Source organism: Dyadobacter sp. AC419, from assembly GCF_979253085.1.
This window is the reverse complement of record NZ_CEEDCD010000022.1, coordinates 230898-249998: the sequence shown is the minus strand read 5'-3', so window position 1 is coordinate 249998 and position 19101 is coordinate 230898. Positions and strand designations below refer to the sequence as shown.

25 protein-coding genes and 7 pseudogenes are annotated in these 19101 nt (G+C 41.4%); all 32 read left to right on the top strand.

Annotated elements, in window-relative coordinates; genetic code table 11:
• Positions 1-38: 38 nt before the first annotated feature.
• The 32 genes and pseudogenes from rplV (at position 39) to AC0IYG_RS19930 (ending at position 19046) form a co-directional block, all read left to right on the top strand.
• Positions 39-429: pseudogene (gene rplV, locus AC0IYG_RS20085) on the top strand (50S ribosomal protein L22).
• 19 nt (positions 430-448) lie between these two features.
• Positions 449-1306: a 30S ribosomal protein S3 gene (gene rpsC / locus AC0IYG_RS20080; RefSeq protein ID WP_082217006.1), complete on the top strand. Its 858-nt coding sequence runs from the start codon at positions 449-451 to the stop codon at positions 1304-1306.
• A gap of 44 nt (positions 1307-1350) precedes the next feature.
• Positions 1351-1782, top strand: coding sequence for a 50S ribosomal protein L16 (rplP, locus tag AC0IYG_RS20075; protein WP_026631234.1), 432 nt, complete (start codon positions 1351-1353; stop codon positions 1780-1782).
• A gap of 36 nt (positions 1783-1818) precedes the next feature.
• Positions 1819-2013 carry a 50S ribosomal protein L29 gene (gene rpmC, locus AC0IYG_RS20070; protein ID WP_026631235.1) on the top strand — a complete coding sequence of 65 codons (195 nt, stop codon included), beginning with the start codon at positions 1819-1821 and terminating at the stop codon, positions 2011-2013.
• A 15-nt stretch (positions 2014-2028) separates the two neighbouring features.
• Positions 2029-2292, top strand: a complete 264-nt coding sequence (gene rpsQ / locus AC0IYG_RS20065) for a 30S ribosomal protein S17 (protein WP_082217005.1) — start codon at positions 2029-2031, stop codon at positions 2290-2292.
• Positions 2293-2294: 2 nt separating this feature from the next.
• A pseudogene (rplN, locus tag AC0IYG_RS20060) lies at positions 2295-2662 on the top strand (50S ribosomal protein L14).
• A gap of 49 nt (positions 2663-2711) precedes the next feature.
• Positions 2712-3053 carry a 50S ribosomal protein L24 gene (rplX, locus tag AC0IYG_RS20055; protein ID WP_471712850.1) on the top strand — a complete coding sequence of 114 codons (342 nt, stop codon included), beginning with the start codon at positions 2712-2714 and terminating at the stop codon, positions 3051-3053.
• A gap of 73 nt (positions 3054-3126) precedes the next feature.
• Positions 3127-3687: a 50S ribosomal protein L5 gene (gene rplE / locus AC0IYG_RS20050; RefSeq protein WP_026631239.1), complete on the top strand. Its 561-nt coding sequence runs from the start codon at positions 3127-3129 to the stop codon at positions 3685-3687.
• Between the two features lie 26 nt (positions 3688-3713).
• On the top strand, positions 3714-3983 hold the full coding sequence (rpsN, locus tag AC0IYG_RS20045) for a 30S ribosomal protein S14 (RefSeq protein WP_082217004.1): 270 nt from the start codon (positions 3714-3716) through the stop codon (positions 3981-3983).
• 76 nt (positions 3984-4059) lie between these two features.
• Positions 4060-4457, top strand: a pseudogene (gene rpsH / locus AC0IYG_RS20040) (30S ribosomal protein S8).
• Between the two features lie 21 nt (positions 4458-4478).
• Positions 4479-5036: a 50S ribosomal protein L6 gene (gene rplF, locus AC0IYG_RS20035; RefSeq protein ID WP_471712849.1), complete on the top strand. Its 558-nt coding sequence runs from the start codon at positions 4479-4481 to the stop codon at positions 5034-5036.
• A 42-nt stretch (positions 5037-5078) separates the two neighbouring features.
• Positions 5079-5432 (top strand): 50S ribosomal protein L18, encoded by a 354-nt coding sequence (gene rplR / locus AC0IYG_RS20030; protein WP_471712848.1) that lies wholly within the window; start codon positions 5079-5081, stop codon positions 5430-5432.
• Between the two features lie 14 nt (positions 5433-5446).
• Positions 5447-5962, top strand: coding sequence for a 30S ribosomal protein S5 (gene rpsE, locus AC0IYG_RS20025; RefSeq protein WP_471712847.1), 516 nt, complete (start codon positions 5447-5449; stop codon positions 5960-5962).
• Positions 5963-5995: 33 nt separating this feature from the next.
• On the top strand, positions 5996-6175 hold the full coding sequence (gene rpmD / locus AC0IYG_RS20020; RefSeq protein ID WP_031528736.1) for a 50S ribosomal protein L30: 180 nt from the start codon (positions 5996-5998) through the stop codon (positions 6173-6175).
• A 13-nt stretch (positions 6176-6188) separates the two neighbouring features.
• Positions 6189-6635, top strand: coding sequence for a 50S ribosomal protein L15 (rplO, locus tag AC0IYG_RS20015; protein ID WP_471712846.1), 447 nt, complete (start codon positions 6189-6191; stop codon positions 6633-6635).
• 60 nt (positions 6636-6695) lie between these two features.
• Positions 6696-8009 (top strand): annotated as a pseudogene (gene secY, locus AC0IYG_RS20010) (preprotein translocase subunit SecY).
• An 8-nt stretch (positions 8010-8017) separates the two neighbouring features.
• On the top strand, positions 8018-8815 hold the full coding sequence (gene map / locus AC0IYG_RS20005) for a type I methionyl aminopeptidase (protein ID WP_471712845.1): 798 nt from the start codon (positions 8018-8020) through the stop codon (positions 8813-8815).
• A 12-nt stretch (positions 8816-8827) separates the two neighbouring features.
• Positions 8828-9046: a translation initiation factor IF-1 gene (gene infA / locus AC0IYG_RS20000; RefSeq protein WP_015813810.1), complete on the top strand. Its 219-nt coding sequence runs from the start codon at positions 8828-8830 to the stop codon at positions 9044-9046.
• Positions 9047-9088: 42 nt separating this feature from the next.
• The gene (gene ykgO, locus AC0IYG_RS19995) at positions 9089-9205 is read left to right on the top strand and encodes a type B 50S ribosomal protein L36 (RefSeq protein ID WP_015813811.1); all 117 of its coding nucleotides are present in this window, start codon (positions 9089-9091) and stop codon (positions 9203-9205) included.
• A 5-nt stretch (positions 9206-9210) separates the two neighbouring features.
• Positions 9211-9588, top strand: coding sequence for a 30S ribosomal protein S13 (rpsM, locus tag AC0IYG_RS19990; RefSeq protein ID WP_026631248.1), 378 nt, complete (start codon positions 9211-9213; stop codon positions 9586-9588).
• Between the two features lie 41 nt (positions 9589-9629).
• Positions 9630-10026, top strand: a pseudogene (rpsK, locus tag AC0IYG_RS19985) (30S ribosomal protein S11).
• A gap of 85 nt (positions 10027-10111) precedes the next feature.
• Positions 10112-10717, top strand: a complete 606-nt coding sequence (gene rpsD, locus AC0IYG_RS19980) for a 30S ribosomal protein S4 (protein WP_026631250.1) — start codon at positions 10112-10114, stop codon at positions 10715-10717.
• Positions 10718-10842: 125 nt separating this feature from the next.
• A pseudogene (locus tag AC0IYG_RS19975) lies at positions 10843-11833 on the top strand (DNA-directed RNA polymerase subunit alpha).
• Positions 11834-11904: 71 nt separating this feature from the next.
• Complete coding sequence (gene rplQ, locus AC0IYG_RS19970) at positions 11905-12480, top strand: 50S ribosomal protein L17 (protein WP_471712844.1); 576 nt, start codon at positions 11905-11907, stop codon at positions 12478-12480.
• 151 nt (positions 12481-12631) lie between these two features.
• Entirely contained in the window at positions 12632-13153 is a 522-nt protein-coding gene (locus tag AC0IYG_RS19965; RefSeq protein WP_471712843.1) for a carbamoyl-phosphate synthase domain-containing protein, read from the top strand.
• On the top strand, positions 13150-13605 hold the full coding sequence (locus AC0IYG_RS19960) for a glutamine amidotransferase-related protein (RefSeq protein ID WP_471712887.1): 456 nt from the start codon (positions 13150-13152) through the stop codon (positions 13603-13605). Before AC0IYG_RS19965 ends, AC0IYG_RS19960 begins: the two co-directional genes overlap by 4 nt.
• Entirely contained in the window at positions 13602-13742 is a 141-nt protein-coding gene (locus AC0IYG_RS19955) for a glutamine amidotransferase-related protein (protein WP_471712842.1), read from the top strand. Before AC0IYG_RS19960 ends, AC0IYG_RS19955 begins: the two co-directional genes overlap by 4 nt.
• Before the next feature lie 97 nt (positions 13743-13839).
• Positions 13840-15111 (top strand): phosphopyruvate hydratase, encoded by a 1272-nt coding sequence (eno, locus tag AC0IYG_RS19950; protein ID WP_471712841.1) that lies wholly within the window; start codon positions 13840-13842, stop codon positions 15109-15111.
• Positions 15112-15164: 53 nt separating this feature from the next.
• On the top strand, positions 15165-15497 hold the full coding sequence (locus tag AC0IYG_RS19945; RefSeq protein ID WP_471712840.1) for an FtsB family cell division protein: 333 nt from the start codon (positions 15165-15167) through the stop codon (positions 15495-15497).
• Positions 15498-15537: 40 nt separating this feature from the next.
• Positions 15538-17073 (top strand): annotated as a pseudogene (gpmI, locus tag AC0IYG_RS19940) (2,3-bisphosphoglycerate-independent phosphoglycerate mutase).
• Between the two features lie 1023 nt (positions 17074-18096).
• Positions 18097-18453: a hypothetical protein gene (locus AC0IYG_RS19935; RefSeq protein ID WP_471712839.1), complete on the top strand. Its 357-nt coding sequence runs from the start codon at positions 18097-18099 to the stop codon at positions 18451-18453.
• Positions 18447-19046, top strand: coding sequence for a hypothetical protein (locus AC0IYG_RS19930; RefSeq protein WP_471712838.1), 600 nt, complete (start codon positions 18447-18449; stop codon positions 19044-19046). Before AC0IYG_RS19935 ends, AC0IYG_RS19930 begins: the two co-directional genes overlap by 7 nt.
• Positions 19047-19101 lie beyond the last annotated feature (55 nt).

The following is a 19101-nucleotide window of genomic DNA, read 5'->3' as shown; positions in this document are numbered from 1 at the left end:
TGGTTCTGTCACAGGAACGAGCCTATATCTGAAAGAACATGGAAGCAAGAGCTATATTAAAAGATGTGCCTACTTCTCCTCGCAAAATGAGGTTAGTAGCCGACATGATTCGCGGACAAAAGGTCAGCAAGGCGTTGGCACTATTAAAGTTTCAACCGAGAGCTTCTTCACCGGTTTTGCATAAAGTTTTGCTTTTCTGCAGTTGCTAACTGGCAACAACTGAATGAAGATGCGAAGCTGGAAGACGCTGATCTTATTGTCAAAACCGTATTTATTGACGGTGGACGTATGTTAAAGCGTTTGCGCCCTGCACCGCAAGGAAGAGCACATAGAATCCGTAAGCGTTCGAATCACATCACAATTGTGATTGACGATGCTTCTGCTTCTATCGCAAGCGCAGACAAAGAATCAGTAATCACCGAATCATAAGTAAAACGATCTATATCGAATGGGACAAAAGGTTAATCCTATAGGTCTGAGACTAGGAATTGTTAGAGGATGGGAGTCAAGTTGGTATGGAGGAAAAGACTTCTCTGATAAATTAGTTGAAGACGAGAAAATCCGTAACTACATCAAAGCACGTATCCCAAAAGGGTCGATCTCAAAAGTAGTTATTGAAAGAACATTGAAACGTATCACATTGACAATCCACACTGCTCGTCCGGGTATTGTAATTGGAAAAGGTGGTAGCGAAGTTGATAAAATCAAAGAAGAGCTTAAAAAGATCACAGGAAAAGACGTTCAGATCAACATTTATGAGATCAAACGTCCTGAGATCGATGCGAAATTGGTAGGCGAGGCAATCGCTCAACAACTTCAAGCTCGTATTTCATATCGTAGAGCAATGAAGCAATCAATCGCTTCAGCAATGCGGGTTGGAACACAAGGAATTAAAATTCGTCTTGCTGGTCGTCTTGGTGGTGCTGAAATGGCTCGTACTGAGGAATATAAAGAAGGAAGAATTCCACTTCACACTTTGAGAGCTGATATCGATTACGCAATCTCAGAAGCACAAACAATCTACGGTAAAATCGGTATTAAAGTTTGGATCTTCAAAGGAGAGCTTTACGGTAAGAGAGATTTGACACCAAGTGCTGCAACAGCTGCATCTGATCGTGCTGAAAGAAGCGCATCAGGCGGAAACGACCGTGGTGGAAATGATCGTGGCGGAAGAGATCGCAGAGGCGGTGGTCGTGATGGTGGAGCACCTCGTGGAGAAGGCGGTGGCGGCGGAAGTGAAGCAGATCGTCGCAAACGCAACAACAGCGGCGGTGGCAACAACAACAATAGGAATAAGAAGAAGTAATCCGACATTTTCCGGTAATGCACCGGTTCAAATAGATTAAGATCATGTTACAGCCGAAAAGGACAAAATTTCGCAAGCAACAAAAAGGCAAGGGCTCATACAATGGTTTGGCTACTCGCGGACATGAAATCGCATTTGGTTCTTTTGCTATTAAAGCGCTTGAACCAGGTTGGTTGACTGCTCGTCAAATCGAAGCTGCACGTATTTCAGTAACACGTGCTATGAAACGTGAAGGCCAGGTATGGATTCGTGTTTTCCCTGACAAGCCAATTACTAAGAAGCCAGCGGAAGTTCGTATGGGTAAAGGTAAAGGAGCTCCTGAATATTGGGTTGCGCCGGTTAAGCCAGGAACAATCATCTTCGAAGCAACTGGTGTTACATTAGATACCGCTAACGAAGCATTGCGTTTGGCTGCACAAAAGTTGCCAATTAAAACCAAGTTCGTTGTACGTCGGGATTATCAGGAAGCGAATTAACCCGAATGTTATTAAGAACGCTAATTATTTAAAGCAATGACTAGTAAAGAAATAAAAGATCTGTCGCAAGATCAGCTTAAAGAGCAGATTGCTCAGGAGCGGGAGCGCTTATTGCGATTGAAATTCGCTCATGCGATTTCACCAATTGAAAACCCTTTGCGTATTCGTACCTCGCGTAAGGAAATTGCAAAACTCTTAACCGAGCTGTCGGCTAAAAGTAACCAACAGTAAATCAGTTTAGAAATTATGGAGGCAACAGAAAGAAATTTACGTAAAGAAAGAGTTGGCAAAGTAGTGAGCAACAAAATGGAGAAATCCTGCGTGATCACTGTGGAGCGTAAAGTGAAGCATGCCAAGTATGGTAAGTTTATGACTAAAACTACCAAGCTTATGGTGCATGACGAAACCAATCAGGTTGGAATCGGTGATACGATCCGCGTGATGGAAACACGTCCGCTTAGTAAGAATAAGCGTTGGAGATTAGTAGAAATCCTTGAAAGAGCTAAGTAACAATGGTACAGCAAGAATCAAGACTGTCGGTAGCAGACAACAGTGGAGCGAAGGAAGTACTCGTAATTCGTGTACTTGGTGGAACTGGCAAACGCTATGCCTCAGTAGGCGATAAAATCGTCGTAACAGTAAAATCAGCTCTTTCTTCGAGCAATATGAAAAAGGAACGGTTTCAAAAGCCGTTGTGGTTCGTACAAAAAAAGAAGTACGCCGTAAAGATGGAACCTACATCAGATTTGAAGATAATGCAGCTGTTTTGTTAAACAACAATGACGAGCCTCGTGGTACTCGTATCTTTGGACCGGTTGCAAGGGAATTGCGCGAAAAGCAATTCATGAAGATCGTTTCATTGGCACCTGAGGTGTTGTAAGAAATCGAGACTTCTAGTATTTCTTTGAACTGATAAGAGAATATCTAAAATGGAAAGCAAAAATAAAAAGGCACCAGCTAAGTTGCACATTCGCACTGGAGATACTGTAAAGGTAATTTCAGGCAATGCAAAAGGCGAAACTGGTGTTATCAAGAAAGTGGACATTGAGAAGCTTAGAGCTGTTGTTGAAGGCGTTAACATGATTACCAAGCACGTTAAGCCTAATGCACAAACTCCACAAGGAAGCATTGAAAAGCGTGAAGGTGCAATTCATATTAGTAACCTAATGGTGGTTGATCCTAAAACTGGCGAAGCAACCAAGACTGGTCGCAAGGCAGATGACAAAGGAAAGCTTCAGCGTTTTTCGAAAAAGACAGGAAATATTTTATAATTCCTTGTTCGTTTAGAACCTGGAATTGAATATAAACGGTGGGTCGGTAATCCACAATAATATCTTCAAAAAGATGGCACAGCCGAGATTAAAAGAAAAGTATGTAAGCGAAGTTGTTTCGCAGCTGAAAGATAAGTTTCAGTATAAGTCAGTAATGCAGGTTCCTCGTTTGACTAAGATAGTTATCAATAAAGGAATTGGTGCAGCGGTGGCAGACAAAAAATTGGTTGATACTGGCGTTGAAGAATTGAGCCAGATCACGGGTCAAAAGGCAATCGCAACAATTTCTAAGAAAGCAGTTTCTAACTTCAAGTTGCGTGAAAACATGCCGATTGGAGCAAAGGTTACACTTCGTGGCGATCGTATGTATGAGTTTCTTGATCGTTTGACTGCAATTGCAATGCCTCGTGTAAGGGACTTCAAAGGTATCAGTGACAAAGGATTTGACGGACGTGGAAATTATACGTTCGGTGTTAAAGAACAAATCATTTTCCCTGAGATTAGTATAGAAAAGGTAAATAAAATTACCGGTATGGATATCACATTTGTTACTTCAACTAATTCTGACGAAGAAAGTTATGAGTTGTTGAAGGCACTTGGTATGCCATTTACAAATGCGAACAAACAAGGATAATTCTTAATATAAGATATTTACCGACAATGGCAAAAGAATCAGTTAAAGCACGGGAGAGAAAAAGAGAGGCACTTGTAGCTAAATTTGCTGAAAAGCGTACAAAATTAAAAGCTGCTGGTGACTGGGTTGGTTTGGATAAATTACCACGTAACTCTTCTCCTGTTCGTCTACATAATAGGTGCAAAATCACGGGAAGGCCTCGGGGTTACATGCGGAAGTTCGGAATTTCCAGAGTTCTGTTCCGGGATATGGCGTCTGACGGCAAGATTCCGGGTGTTACAAAATCAAGTTGGTAAGAATACTTTCAATTCTGATTTCAATTACTTAACTTTGCACTCCCGTTTCAAAGGGGTGTTTAAACTAGGCATAAAAATGTTAACGGATCCCATAGCAGATTATCTGACGAGACTCAGAAACGCTATCAAAGCGAAGCACAGGGTTGTTGAGATACCTGCATCCAACATAAAAAAAGAAATAACTAAAGTACTTTTTGATAAAGGGTATATTCAGAGTTATAAATTTGACGAAGTAGGTCCTCAGGGTGTAATCAAAATAGCTTTGAAATACAATCCTGTGACAAAGCAATCTGCAATTGTGAAATTGGAGAGGGTTAGTAAGCCTGGACTTCGTAAATATTCAGGTTCATCAACGCTGCCACGCGTTTGGGTGGATTAGGAACTGTCATCATTTCGACTTCAAAAGGAGTTATGACTGACAAGGAAGCTAAGACGCTTAATGTGGGTGGAGAAGTGTTATGTTTCGTGTATTAATATTTAAAAGTTATTCAGGAAATGTCACGTATAGGAAATAAAATTATCGTTTTGCCTTCAAGCGTTTCTGTGTCAGTTGCAGAAGGTAATGTGGTGTCGGTTAAAGGACCAAAAGGAACACTTACGCAAGTTGTTGACAGCGATATCAGTGTTGAAATCGAAGGAAGCGAATTGAAAGTAAGCCGTCCAACTGAACAAAAGCGTCATAAAGCACTACACGGTTTGTACCGATCATTGATAAACAATATGGTTATCGGTGTAGATGCAGGATATAAAAAGGAGTTGGAGATTATTGGGGTTGGATATAAGGCAAGTGCAGCGAATAATGTACTTGAACTTCAGCTAGGTTATTCTCACAATATTTTTATGGCTATTCCGGAGGAAATTAAGCTTACAACTACTTCCGAAAAAGGACAAAATCCGAAAGTTATTTTAGAAGGCATTGATAAGGAACTTATTGGTTCCGTAGCTGCGAAAATCAAATCGCTGCGTAAGGTTGAGCCTTACAAAGGTAAAGGTATTCGTTTCGTTGGTGAGGTTGTTCGTCGTAAGGCTGGAAAATCTGCTTCTAAAAAGTAGTAAGTCACGGAATTAGTTTATAACAAGTAAGACAAGTTAAAAATGGCTACCGCAAAAGTAGATAGAAGACAACGCCTTAAATATCACATTCGCAAGAAGGTGAAAGGTAGTTCTGAGCGCCCAAGACTATCAGTTTTTCGCTCTAACACCAGTATTTATGCGCAGATCATAGATGACATCAATGGTGTTACACTTGCTAGTGCATCATCAGTCGATTTAGGAGGAAGGAAAGAGAACTCTAACATAGAGACGGCCCTTCAAGTTGGTAAAAAGATTGCCGAGAAGGCGCAAGAAGCAGGTATACAAGCGGTCGTATTTGACAGAAATGGATACTTGTACCACGGTAAAGTAAAAGCATTGGCCGAAGGAGCTCGCGAGGGTGGCCTGAAATTCTAAGTATAACAAAGACTATGTCTACAAATACAAAACCTTCAAAGGTTAACGAATCTGACTTGAAAGAGCGCGTTGTAGCAATCAATCGGGTAGCAAAAGTGGTAAAAGGTGGTCGTCGTTTTAGCTTTTCGGCCATCGTTGTTGTAGGTGACGGAAATGGAGTTGTTGGATACGGCTTGGGCAAAGCAAATGAGGTTACTGACGCGATAGCGAAGGGAATCGATGACGCTAAAAAGAATTTGATTCAGATTCCAATGCTTAAGCATACTGTCCCACATCAAATGGAAGGAAAGTTTAGCGGAGGATTCGTGCTGATCAAGCCAGCTGCTCCCGGAACAGGAGTTCTTGCTGGTGGTCCAATGCGTGCGGTACTGAGAGTGCGGGCATTAAGGATGTACTTGCAAAATCTAAAAGGCTCATCTAACCCACACAATGTTATTAAGGCTACAATTGATGCGCTTCTTAAAATGAGAGCGCCGCATCAAGTAGCATTCCAGCGTGGAGTTAAGTTAGACAAAGTATTCAATGGATAATCCGTTGGATTGTCCCCTTATCCTGAAGTGACCATGTCAAAAGTACGTATTACACAAGTTAAAAGCACGATTGATCGTCCCGAAAGGCAGAAACTTACTATTAAGGCTCTTGGTCTTGGGAAGTTGAACAGATCAGTTGAGAAGGAGAATAGCGACGCCATTGCGGGCATGATCCGCAAGGTAAGTCATCTGGTTAAAGTAGAGGAAATTTAACATATATTAAAGTATGAATCTTAGTTCGTTAAAACCAGCTGCTGGCTCTGTTAAGACAGGAAAGAGGGTTGGACGTGGTCAGGGCTCTGGAAAAGGAGGCACTTCTGCACGTGGACATAAAGGAGCTCAATCCCGTTCGGGTTACAGTCGCAAGGTTGGATTTGAAGGTGGTCAGATGCCTCTTCAAAGACGTCTTCCAAAATTCGGATTTAATAATATTAACCGGGTAGAATACAAAGCACTTAATCTCGACGCAATTCAAGCATTAGCTGAAAAGACAGGTGCATCGTTGATCACTTTGGATTTGATCCGTGAGAATGGATTATCTGCAAAAAAGGATTTGGTTAAAATCCTAAATAGAGGTCAGATTTCATCGGCTGTTGAAGTTCAAGCGAATGCTTTTTCAACTGCTGCTATCGAATCGATTGAAAAAGCTGGAGGCAAGGTAGTTAAATTGTAGTTTAGCTGTTTGAGTTAAACACAAGTTGTTTATTACAAATAGCTATTGTAAGCCCACGACATGAAACGATTTTTAGAGACTATAAAACACATATTTGCAATTGAAGAGTTGAGAACACGTATTCTCAACACTCTTTTGTTTATAACGATTTTCCGTTTGGGGTCTTACGTGGCTTTGCCTGGCGTTGAGCCGGATCAAATGAACGTTTCCACTCAGGGATTGCTGGGTTTGTTGGATACCTTCTTGGGAGGCGCATTCAGTAAGGCGTCTATTTTTGCGCTGGGCATTATGCCCTATATTTCAGCTTCTATTGCAATTCAACTTCTTACTATGGCTTTGCCGTATTTTCAGAAGATGCAAAAAGAAGGAGAGTCTGGAAGGAAGAAACTAAATCAAATTACACGCGTATCGACAATTGTTGTTACGCTGGTACAGGGAACGGCTTATCTGAACACAACTGTGCCGGATGAAGCTTTATTAGTTTCCAGAAGTCTTTTTTCTATCTCATCTGTTTTCGTTTTGACCGCTGGAACAATGTTCTGCATGTGGTTGGGCGAGAGAATTACAGATAAGGGGATTGGAAATGGTATTTCGATGTTGATAATGATCGGTATCGTTTCAAGATTTCCTGGTGCTATTTATAAAGAATTCGTGTCTCGTGGAAGTGGAGGTATCTTGCTATTTGTACTTTAGATCGTTGCACTTTATTTTGTAATAATGGGTGCAGTCATGTTAACGCAAGCTGTAAGACGTATTCCGATTCAGTATGCGAAGCAGGTTGTAGGCAACAGAGTTATGGGAGGGCAACGTCAATATTTGCCGTTAAAACTTAATGCAGCTGGCGTAATGCCAATCATTTTTGCGCAAGCGTTGATGTTCATCCCTTCATTGGGCGCATCTTACTTTGCGGAGAAGAGTGATTTCGCGAGTAATGTCGCTACAATTTTTGCGAACTACACGACATGGCAGTATAACTTGTTGTTTGCTTTTCTAATCATTGTTTTCACATTCTTTTACACTGCGATTTCGGTTAACCCGCAACAGATTGCTGATGATATGAAAAGGGGTGGAGGTTTTATTCCAGGTGTTAAACCTGGACAGCAAACTTCGGAGTACATAAGCTCCATTTTGGATCGTATTACATTCCCTGGCTCTATAATGCTTGCTATTGTTGCAACATTGCCTGCCTTTGCTAGCTTGCTAGGGGTCTCAACAGATTTTGCTCACTTTTTCGGGGGAACATCTCTGTTAATTATGGTTGGAGTTGTTCTAGATACTTTGCAGCAAGTTGAAAGTTATCTGTTAATGCGCAGGTATGAAGGCCTGATGAAGTCAGGTCGCGTGAAAGGAAGAACGGAGAGCGTTGCTATTTAATTAGTGTAATGATTTATTTAAAGACGGAAGAAGAGATTGAGCTGATTAAGAAAAGTGCCCAGGTTTTGGGTAAGGCTCATGCAGAAGTTGCGCTTTGGATAAAACCTGGTGTTACGACTCAAAAATTAGACGCCGTCGCTGAGGAATATATAAGAGATAATGGAGGTATCCCTTCTTTTAAGGGATTTAATAAGTTTCCTGCGTCATTGTGTATATCTGTGAACGAAGTTGTTGTTCATGGCATTCCTGGAAACTATGCAGTTAAAGAAGGCGATATCGTTTCTATCGATTGCGGTGTCAAATTGAATGGTTTTCACAGTGATAGCGCTTACACTTATCCGGTAGGTGAAGTTAGTTCGGAAGTGATGAACTTGTTGACCGCTACTAAGAAATCCTTATACAAAGGGATTGAACAAGCGGTAGATGGATTAAGAGTAGGTGACATAGGTTTTGCAGTCCAAAACTATGTTGAAGACAAGGGTTACACTGTTGTTCGAGAACTTGTAGGCCACGGTGTCGGGCGAGATCTTCATGAAAGTCCAGAGGTCCCTAACTACGGCAAACGTGGTAAGGGAATTCGTTTAAAAGAAGGAATGGTTTTGGCAATTGAGCCAATGATCAATTTGGGAGTGAAGACGGTGATGCAGGAACGAGACGGTTGGACGATCAGAACGACAGATAGGAAATACTCGGCACACTTTGAACATACAGTAGTTGTTCGCAAAGGTAAAGCGGAAATTCTGACAACATTCGAACACATAGAAAAAGTGACGGCCAATACCAGCCTTATGGTTGAAGTTAAGTAATTAAAGCTACGAATGGCAAAACAAGCATCAATCGAACAAGACGGAGTTATTTTAGAAGCGCTTTCCAATGCAATGTTCCGTGTAGTTTTAGAAAACAAGCATGAAGTAATTGCGCATATTTCCGGAAAGATGAGAATGCACTATATAAAAATATTACCCGGTGACCGTGTTAAGTTGGAAATGTCTCCTTACGACTTATCAAAGGCAAGAATTACATACCGGTATAAATAAGGAGAAGACCACCTCATTATTAACAACAAGTAACATTTCGAGATGAAAGTCAAAGCATCAGTAAAGAAGCGCAGTGAGGACTGCAAGGTTATACGCCGAAAGGGTAAAGTGTATGTTATTAACAAGAAGAACCCACGGTATAAACAAAGACAAGGTTAATCATTATGGCACGTATTTCAGGAGTTGATATTCCCGACCGTAAAAGGGGCGAAATCTCACTAACTTATATTTTCGGAATTGGTCGCAGTTCAGCGAAAAAAATTCTAGAAAAAGCAGGAGTTGACATCAATAAAAAGGTGATTGACTGGAACGATGAAGAGTCTGGTGCGGTTCGTGCGGTTATAGCGGGTGAATATAAAGTAGAAGGTGCACTTAAATCAGAAGTGCAACTTAGCATTAAGCGCTTAATGGACATCGCTTGTTATAGAGGTCTTCGTCATCGTAAAGGATTGCCATTACGTGGACAGAGAACAAAGAATAACTCTCGTACTCGTAAGGGTAAACGTAAAACGATCGCGAACAAGAAAAAGGCTACTAAATAATCAGTGAGCGGTGGGTGACACCACATCTTATTCCATAAGCAATGGCACAAAATAAAAGAAAAGATAAAGCAAAAAAGAGGGTTGTTGTAGTTGAGTCGGTAGGCCAGGTACACATCAAAGCTTCCTTTAATAATATTATCATCTCCATTACCAACAACAACGGCCAAGTAATTTCTTGGGGATTCTGCTGGTAAAATGGGATTCCGCGGTTCTAAAAAGAACACTCCATACGCAGCACAAACTGCTGCTCAAAGCTGTGCACAAGTGGCATTTGACTTAGGCATGCGTAAGGCTGAGGTGTTCGTTAAGGGTCCTGGATCCGGTCGCGAGTCTGCGATTCGTACGATTCAGAATGCTGGAATCGAAGTAACGACAATTAGAGATATTACTCCGCTTCCGCACAACGGTTGCCGTCCTCCAAAACGTCGGAGAGTCTAGTATCTCATTTAAGGCCCATTCGTAATTTGGACACTGGGGTTACAGAATGGTTTTCAATAAATTTAAGTAAAACAAAAAGTTTTTAATGGCACGTTATACAGGTCCCAAATCAAAGATCGCAAGACGTTACGGAGAACCCATCATGGGCCCGAGCAAAGCGCTTGCTAAGAAAAATTACCCTCCAGGAGTTCATGGAAAGGGTCGCCGCTCAAAAAAATCTGAGTATGCTTTACAGTTGATGGAAAAGCAAAAGGTGAAATTCATTTACGGTATTCTTGAAAGACAATTCCGTAACCTTTTCGAGAAAGCTTCTGTTAAAGAAGGTATCACTGGTGAAAACCTATTGAAATACTGCGAGGCCCGCCTTGATAACACAGTTTATCGTTTGGGTATCGCTCCTACAAGACGTGCTGCACGCCAGCTCGTTTCTCACAAACACATCCTTGTTGATGGTGAGATTGTAAATATTCCTTCTTATTCTCTACGTCCTGGTCAAATCGTTACGGTTCGTGAGAAATCCAAGTCTCTTGAATCAGTTTCCGAAAGTTTGGCTGGTCACAGTTCAAAAGGGTTCAACTGGTTGGAGTGGGATGGTCAGCAATTGACCGGTAAGTTTGTTACTTTCCCGGAACGCGAGCAAATCCCAGAAAACATCAACGAACAGCTTATCGTTGAGTTGTATTCTAAATAATCTTCACATTACAGCACGCCTAGTTTACCAGGCGTGCTTTTTAGCCGGAAACGGCAATTTTGCGATCGCAAAGGTAACGGTAGCGTGATCAACTATCATTTACTACTATAAAAGGAGCAAGGACTATGTCAATATTAGCTTTCCAAATGCCTGATAAGGTCGTCATGGAAAAAGCAGACGACTTTCACGGGTTGTTTGAGTTTAAGCCTTTAGAGAAAGGATACGGCGTAACCATTGGTAATGCATTACGTAGAATACTTCTTTCATCTTTGGAAGGCTATGCCATTACGAGCGTGAAGTTCCCTGGTGTTCTTCATGAGTTTTCTTCTATCGAAGGTATAGTTGAGGATGTAACAGAAATCATCCTGAACCTTAAAATGGTTCGTTTTAAAAAAGTTTCTGATCTGAATGAAAGCAGGATCGTGGTTAACCTTAAAAATGTATCTGTTATTACAGCAGGCGACATTGGCAAGTTTACCAATGCATTTGAAGTATTGAATCCAGATCAGGTTATTTGCCATATTGATGACCAGAAAGAGTTCGAAATGGAACTGCTTTTGGACAAAGGAAGAGGATACGTTCCAGCAGATGAGCCACGTGCAAATGAGTTGCCGTTCGGATACATCGCTGTGGATTCTATCTATACACCTATTAAGAATGTAAAATACAGTGTTGAAAATACACGTGTAGAACAACGTACTGACTACGAACGTCTTTTGATCGACATTCAGACGGATGGTTCAATCCACCCGGAAGATGCGTTGAAAGGTGCTGCAAATATTTCTGATTCAACACTTTATGCTGTTCTCTGATCAAACAATGACGTTTGAGAAACAGAAAGCAGAAGAAGATAACCAGGTTGATGAGGAAATGTTGCGCATGAGAAAACTATTGAAGACTTCATTGTCTGAATTAGATCTTTCTGTGCGTGCATACAACTGCTTGAAATCTGCTGATGTTAAGTCCCTTGGTGATTTAGTAAGATTGGAGATTTCGGACATGATGAAATTCCGCAACTTTGGTAAAAAATCATTGACTGAGTTGGAGCAGCTTGTAGCTGACAAACAACTTACGTTTGGAATGGATGTTGCAAAATATCGTTTGGACGAGGATTAATTAAATATTCCATAATAAGTATGATTCTGTAGCGCGCTAGCCGCCGCTCGAAGCAACTAAACAACAAAACAATGAGACACGGTAAGAAAGATAATCATTTGGGAAGAACAGCATCTCACCGCAAAGCGATGCTATCAAACATGGCTTCTTCATTGATTATCCACAAAAGAATTGAAACAACACTAGCGAAAGCAAAAGAACTTCGTAAATACGTTGAGCCTTTGCTAACCCGCGCAAAAGAAGATTCTACCCACAACAGAAGGGTTGTATTTTCTTATTTGAATGACAAAGAGTCTACAAAAGAGCTTTTTGGTGTTGTTTCTGACAAAATTGCATCTCGTCCAGGAGGTTACACCCGGATCATCAAACTTGGAAACCGACTTGGTGATGCTGCTGAAACTGCGCTTATCGAACTTGTAGACTTCAACGACGCATTGCTTCTTGCAAATGCTGACAAACCTGCAAAAACAAGACGTAGCAGAAGAGGTGGTAAGAAAGAAGGATCAGAAGTGGCTGTTGCTGCTCCTGTGAAGAAAGAAGATCATCCAGTAGTTGCTGAGGCGGAACCTGTTGCTGACGAACCAGCGGCAACCAACGACGAAGCTGCTGAAAACAATGATTCACCAGAATCCCCAGTAAAGGAATAATCTTGGATAATCATTAAGAATATATGGAAAAGGGTTGAACGTTTCGTTTAACCCTTTTTTTATGGGTAAAATTTTATAATTTTGCACCGCGATTGACATATGGCAAGCTATTTGCCAAAACATTAACAGCATAAAACATTCAACAATAAAAATGGGTCAGAAAAAGGAAGCTCTGTTATTACTGGAAGATGGAACAGCTTATAGGGGACTAGCTCTGGGAATGAGCGGAACCACCGGCGGAGAAATTTGTTTTAACACGGGAATGACGGGCTATCAGGAGATTTATACGGATCCTTCCTATTATGGTCAAATCATTGTCAACACCAATTCCCACATAGGGAACTATGGAGTTCAGCTCGAAGACGAAGAAGAATCAGCTTCTGTCAAAATCCGCGGAATGGTGTGTAACACATTTTCACAGATTTATTCGAGAGATACGGCTGACTTTTCCTTGCAGGAATATTTTGAAAGAGCGCATATCGTAGGCGTAAGCAATGTTGACACCAGACACCTTGTGCGTCACGTAAGACAAAAAGGTGTGATGAATGCAATCATTTCGTCTGAAATTTTGGATAAGAAGCTTTTGATGGAAGAACTGAGAAAGATCCCTTCCATGGATGGGCTTGAATTGTCATCAGAAGTGACCACAGAAAGTGCTTACTTACGTTGGTGAGGAAGCGGGGAAGCAAATGGAAGATCGCAGTAATGGATTATGGAATTAAGAAAAGCATACTGCAAAATCTGACCTCACGTGGTTGCTACTGCAAAGCATTCCCAGCTAAAACACCGTTTGAAGAGGTGATGGCCTGGGAACCGGATGGCTTCTTTTATATCGAATGGTCCTGGCGATCCTGCTGCAATTGTGTGTATGCAGTTGAAAGTGTTAATCAAATGATCAAAACGAGTAAGCCGCTTTTCGGGATCTGTCTCGGACACCAGCTTCTAGCCTTGTCAAGCGGTATCAACACTTACAAAATGCATCACGGGCACAGAGGACTGAATCACCCGGTTAAGAATCTGATCACCGGTTTCTGCGAAATAACCTCCCAAAATCATGGTTTTGCGGTTAATCCAGGACGAAGATCCAAAATCATCCGGATATTGAAATCACCCACGTCAATTTGAATGATAAGACAATCGAGGGAATTCGCAGAAAGGATTATCCTGCATTCTCAGTGCAGTATCACCCAGAAGCTTCACCTGGTCCGCACGATTCGAGATATCTATTTGATGAATTCATTAAATTGTTAAGCGCAAGCTGAAAATATCGAAATCCTCTGTAATGCAGAGGATTTTTTTGTGTTATTTTGTATCGTTAACATATTTCTATTTTTAATCAAACCGCAACCTGCACTTCCAATGCGTACGATTCAATCAGTACATGCAAGACAAATTCTGGATTCAAGAGGAAACCCAACAATAGAAGTAGATATTCGTACCGAAAATGGTTATTTAGGACGCGCTGCTGTTCCGTCTGGGGCTTCCACCGGAAAGCATGAGGCCGTTGAACTTCGTGATGACGATAAAAGTGTTTACGTAGGAAAAGGAGTTTTGAAAGCCGTTGAGAATGTCAACGATATTATTTTCCCTGAATTAATCGGATGTTCAGTATTTGAGCAAAATCTGATTGATAAAATCATGCTGGAATTGGACGGAACTCCTAACAAAGCGAAGTTAGGCGCAAACGCAATTCTAGGTGTTTCTTTGGCTGCCGCAAAAGCTGCTGCTCAGGAAGCAAATCTTCCACTTTACCGTTATGTTGGCGGAACGAACGCAAACACTTTGCCGGTTCCAATGATGAATATCTTGAATGGTGGAAGCCACGCGGATAATTCTATTGATTTTCAGGAATTCATGATCATGCCTGCGAAAGCAGATACATTCTCTCAATCATTGAGAATGGGCGTTGAAGTGTTCCATACGCTTAAAACGGTTTTGAAAAGCAAGGGATATTCTACCAACGTTGGTGACGAAGGTGGTTTTGCTCCAAACATTAAGTCCAATGAAGAGGCGATCGAAATCGTAATTCAAGCAATTGAAAAAGCGGGCTACAAGCCAGGTGAAGATATTTTCATCGCAATGGACGCTGCTGTTTCTGAATTCTATGAAGACGGATTGTATCACTTTAAAAAATCAGACGGACGCAAATTGAGCTCTGATGAAATGGCTGATTACTGGACGCAGTGGGTTGCTAAATCTCCGATCATTTCAATTGAAGATGGTATGGATGAAGACGACTGGGCTGGTTGGGCAACGCTTACGCAATCTGTTGGTAAGAAGATCCAGTTGGTTGGTGACGATTTGTTCGTAACAAACGTAACACGTTTACAGCAAGGAATTGAGTCTCAAATTGCAAATGCAGTGCTTGTTAAAGTGAACCAGATCGGTTCGTTGACGGAAACAATCGACACAGTTAATCTTGCAAAACGCAACAGTTATAAGAGCATTATGTCGCACCGTTCCGGTGAAACAGAAGACTCAACAATTGCTGACTTGGCAGTTGCATTGAACACAGGACAGATCAAAACAGGTTCTGCTTCCCGTTCAGACCGTATGGCGAAATACAACCAATTGCTTCGCATCGAAGAGGAGCTTGGAGAAAACGCATACTTCCCAGGATTGAAATTCTGATTATAACATTGAAACCGGAGCTTTACGCTCCGGTTTCTGTATAAGGCCTTATCATGAAAAAAGGATCATTCTGGTCAATCCAAACGCTCAAAAATTTCTATATAGCCACGTTTCTTGCCTGGTTCGTCTGGATTATTTTTCTTGATAACAACAACATGCGCATTGTGATCTCCAATCGCATGAAGATGAAAGAACTGCAACAGGAAAAAGAAATTCTTTTAGGCAAAATCAAAGACGTTAAGAAAGAGCGCAATGAAGTTTTCGGTAACCCGAAAATGCTAGAAAAATGGGCTAGGGAAAATTTCATGATGCGCCGGCCTAATGAGGAAGTATATGTGATAGTGGATGAAAATAATCAGCCCGTCGAGAGTAAAAAACGAGATTAACCTGAGACGTATCCCTGCATAATTTTAAATTTTTAAGATTTTGAGCAAAAAAGTAATTCTTATAATCATGGACGGCTGGGGCATCGCCCAACCCGGTGAAGAAAGCCGTTCCGCTGTTTTAGCTGCAAACACTCCTTTTTACGACAGCATTATCCAGAAATATCCGCACAGCAAACTTGCTGCAAGCGGATTAGCCGTTGGTCTTCCCGACGGACAAATGGGAAATTCAGAAGTGGGCCATACAAACCTTGGCGCAGGCCGTGTTGTTTATCAGGATTTGGTAAAAATCAATCTTGCTGTAACAGAGGGAACGCTTGGTAATCGAACCGGTTTTGACCAATGCATTGGAATTTGCCAAAACGAATGGTAAAAAAGTCCATTTCATTGGCCTCGTTTCAGATGGCGGTGTGCATTCGCACATTGATCATTTAAAAGGCTTATGCAAAATCGCTGCTCACAAAGGACTTTCCAATGTCTTCGTTCATGCTTTTACAGATGGACGCGATTGTGATCCGAGAAGCGGATTAGGGTTCCTGACCGAGTTGCAGCAGGCAATGGACCAGACAACCGGACAAATTGCAAGCATTACAGGCCGCTATTACGCAATGGACCGTGATAAGCGTTGGGAGCGTGTTAAGCTCGCATATGATGCAATGGTGCATGGCGAAGGTGCGCACGTTGCACCAAGTGAACTTCTTAATGCCGTAAAAGCGTCATACGAAACAGGTGTTACAGACGAATTTATCCTGCCGATCGTGGCGGTAAATCCGTACGGAACACCAGTTGCTGTCGATAGAAGATGGTGACGTGGTGCTTTGTTTCAACTCCCGGACGGATCGTGGAAGAGAAATCACTGAGGTTTTGACCCAGCAAGATTTTCATGAACAAAACATGCACAAGCTCAACCTGCGTTACATCACAATGACCAATTATGATGATACGTATCAAGGCGTTGACGTAATTTTTGATAAGGACAATCTGAACAATACGTTAGGCGAAGTGCTGGAAGCTGCAGGTACAAAGCAGATCCGCATTGCTGAAACAGAGAAATATCCGCACGTGACATTCTTCTTTTTCAGGTGGTCGCGAAAAGCCGTTTGAGGGCGAAAGTCGGTTGCTATGCCCTTCACCTAAGGTTGCAACATACGATCTTCAACCGGAAATGTCTGCATTTGGAATCAGAGATTCGATTGTTCCCGAGTTGATCAAGGAAGAAGTTGATTTCGTTTGTCTGAATTTCGCTAACCCTGATATGGTTGGGCATACAGGCGTTTTTGAAGCGGCTGTTAAGGCATGCGAAGTCGTTGATCAATGTGTTCAGGCGGTGGTTACAACTGGGTTGGAGCATGGTTATTCAGCTATCATTATCGCAGATCACGGAAATTCGGATTATATGTTAAATGATGACGGTTCGCCGAACACAGCACATTCGCTTAATCTTGTTCCGTGTGTTTTGGTTGATAACAATTACCAAAACCCGATCAAAGATGGCAAACTGGCTGACATTGCGCCAACGATTTTGGAATTAATGGGAATTCCGCAACCAGCGGAAATGACCGGCGTTAGTATTTTATAAACTAAACCAGTCACAACGATGTTGCTTCAGAGAGTCCATTACGGGCTCTCTGTTTTTTTTAATCGATCATTTAAGACCAAGCTTACATTGCAATGCGTGCTATTTTGAAAGGACTTTGCATCAAATCTTCACTGTTACATTCCCTCTTGCTGATTACCATTGTCAGCATTTCGTTAAGTGCATGTAATAATCCCGAGACAGTCAGTGATGAGCCAAAGTCTACTATGATCTGAAAGGGTTTATCGATAACCAGATCATATATCTGAATGAGACCAAGCCGAAAGTGTCAAAAACAGTGAGCTTAAATGGCAAAAGGAAAGTCAGCAAGAAAAGTCAATTGATTGGAAAAAGGAATTAGAGCTCTTTGCACAAGCCGACATTAACAAGCCTGCTTACAACAAAAGTTATACGGTTGTTAAAGGCGATTCGACCCTTTTTGAATACAAAATGAAGGCGGGACAGAATTTGCCCGTTCGCTATTTGATGATCAGAGACTGCGCAACCCAGCAGCCTGTGCAGGTTAAGGCCGTTATACAATCAGAGAACAGGATGAAGAACAAATCACACAAAAACATCGAACTGAATTGTACGTGTAAGAATAATCTCCTAGGCATATCAAATTACTCGATCAACGGATTTCAAAAATTGATATTCATGGATCCTAAGTCTTTCAATATTACAGCAAAAATAGGATTATAGCGGGGTTGTGAAATGAATTTCAGTTGTTTCGTTACGCCATAAATTGGGTAAACATTACCCAATTTTCAAATAGTAACGTCGCCTTACCGCCGTTTAGCCTTTATTTTACGCCATTCATATCTCAAATTGAAAAGAGCCTCAGTTAATCGCTGAGGCTCTTTTTTGGTATTATTTGTATAAAATGATTCAAAAATGAAAACGGATTTTGATGGACATTGGCGATAACGGCACAGAATTAGAGTTTTTGTAACCAAATACCATGTAGACCCGGATTAATCTTTAACCTGTCACATGTAAACTAAATCACATAAATTCTCTAATTCAATGCAACAAGAACAGAAAAATAAGCAAAGTATAGCCTGGGCAATGGTTGTTGTCCTTGGGCTTGCAACAGCCATGTTTGGCTACTTGTTTACAACTCAGAAAAACGAGTTGACCCAGCAGGAAACAATGGTGGTTGAGAAAGCCAGAGAATTGGCGGTTACCAAAACTAAATTAGACTCTATTTCGACAGTATTAGACGCGAAAATCGCTGAAATTGAAAAATTAGGCGGAGATGTTACGGAGCTTACAAAGGTTAAAGAGAAACTGGAAGCAGATAAATTGGCTTTCAGCAGAAGCAAGAAAGTTGAGACGAACAAATATCTTGGCAAAATCAAGGAATACGAGGGCTCTTGGTAGAAAAAGACGAAATGATTGCTCAATTGAAACTTGAAAACGAGCATCTGGTAGCATCTAACGACTCTTTGAGCACACACGTTGGATCATTGACCAGCGAACGTGAAAAACTAGTGCAACGTCAGGCTGAACTTACTACTCGGTCAACATTCACTGCTGCAAACAAAGAGCTTAGCGACAAAGTAACAAAAGCTGCTGCATTGAAAGCTGCGAATCTGAAAATCCTTACTGTTAATTCAAGAGGTAAGGTGAAAGATAAAGAAGAATACAAAGCGAGTCGTGTTGACAAAATCAAAATGGTCTTCACACTTCCTGAAAATGAGTTGACAGCACAAGAATCAAAAGACATTTATGTTCGTGTGCTTGACCCAGAAGGAGCAGTTGTAGCAGACGATGCAACAGGATCAGGAGAATTTGAAGTGGACGGTGCGCCATCAAAATTCACAACACGTGAGTCAGTTGCATATCAGAACAACAACCAGAAAGTTGAGCTTCTATATGATAACAGTTCTCAGTTCCGTCCTGGAAAATACAATGTTGAATTGTATGCAGAAGGATACAAAATTGGTGGTGGAAACTTCACTATCAAGAAATAAAGATTTGACTTCACACCATGCATAACTATCTAAGGCGGCTGAACATTCAGCCGCC

Coding starts and splice junctions, on each gene's coding strand:
- rpsC (WP_082217006.1), top strand. CDS start 449: ATGGGACAAAAGGTTAATCCTATAGGTCTGAGACTAGGAATTGTTAGA.
- rplP (WP_026631234.1), top strand. CDS start 1,351: ATGTTACAGCCGAAAAGGACAAAATTTCGCAAGCAACAAAAAGGCAAG.
- rpmC (WP_026631235.1), top strand. CDS start 1,819: ATGACTAGTAAAGAAATAAAAGATCTGTCGCAAGATCAGCTTAAAGAG.
- rpsQ (WP_082217005.1), top strand. CDS start 2,029: ATGGAGGCAACAGAAAGAAATTTACGTAAAGAAAGAGTTGGCAAAGTA.
- rplX (WP_471712850.1), top strand. CDS start 2,712: ATGGAAAGCAAAAATAAAAAGGCACCAGCTAAGTTGCACATTCGCACT.
- rplE (WP_026631239.1), top strand. CDS start 3,127: ATGGCACAGCCGAGATTAAAAGAAAAGTATGTAAGCGAAGTTGTTTCG.
- rpsN (WP_082217004.1), top strand. CDS start 3,714: ATGGCAAAAGAATCAGTTAAAGCACGGGAGAGAAAAAGAGAGGCACTT.
- rplF (WP_471712849.1), top strand. CDS start 4,479: ATGTCACGTATAGGAAATAAAATTATCGTTTTGCCTTCAAGCGTTTCT.
- rplR (WP_471712848.1), top strand. CDS start 5,079: ATGGCTACCGCAAAAGTAGATAGAAGACAACGCCTTAAATATCACATT.
- rpsE (WP_471712847.1), top strand. CDS start 5,447: ATGTCTACAAATACAAAACCTTCAAAGGTTAACGAATCTGACTTGAAA.
- rpmD (WP_031528736.1), top strand. CDS start 5,996: ATGTCAAAAGTACGTATTACACAAGTTAAAAGCACGATTGATCGTCCC.
- rplO (WP_471712846.1), top strand. CDS start 6,189: ATGAATCTTAGTTCGTTAAAACCAGCTGCTGGCTCTGTTAAGACAGGA.
- map (WP_471712845.1), top strand. CDS start 8,018: ATGATTTATTTAAAGACGGAAGAAGAGATTGAGCTGATTAAGAAAAGT.
- infA (WP_015813810.1), top strand. CDS start 8,828: ATGGCAAAACAAGCATCAATCGAACAAGACGGAGTTATTTTAGAAGCG.
- ykgO (WP_015813811.1), top strand. CDS start 9,089: ATGAAAGTCAAAGCATCAGTAAAGAAGCGCAGTGAGGACTGCAAGGTT.
- rpsM (WP_026631248.1), top strand. CDS start 9,211: ATGGCACGTATTTCAGGAGTTGATATTCCCGACCGTAAAAGGGGCGAA.
- rpsD (WP_026631250.1), top strand. CDS start 10,112: ATGGCACGTTATACAGGTCCCAAATCAAAGATCGCAAGACGTTACGGA.
- rplQ (WP_471712844.1), top strand. CDS start 11,905: ATGAGACACGGTAAGAAAGATAATCATTTGGGAAGAACAGCATCTCAC.
- AC0IYG_RS19965 (WP_471712843.1), top strand. CDS start 12,632: ATGGGTCAGAAAAAGGAAGCTCTGTTATTACTGGAAGATGGAACAGCT.
- eno (WP_471712841.1), top strand. CDS start 13,840: ATGCGTACGATTCAATCAGTACATGCAAGACAAATTCTGGATTCAAGA.
- AC0IYG_RS19945 (WP_471712840.1), top strand. CDS start 15,165: ATGAAAAAAGGATCATTCTGGTCAATCCAAACGCTCAAAAATTTCTAT.
- AC0IYG_RS19935 (WP_471712839.1), top strand. CDS start 18,097: ATGCAACAAGAACAGAAAAATAAGCAAAGTATAGCCTGGGCAATGGTT.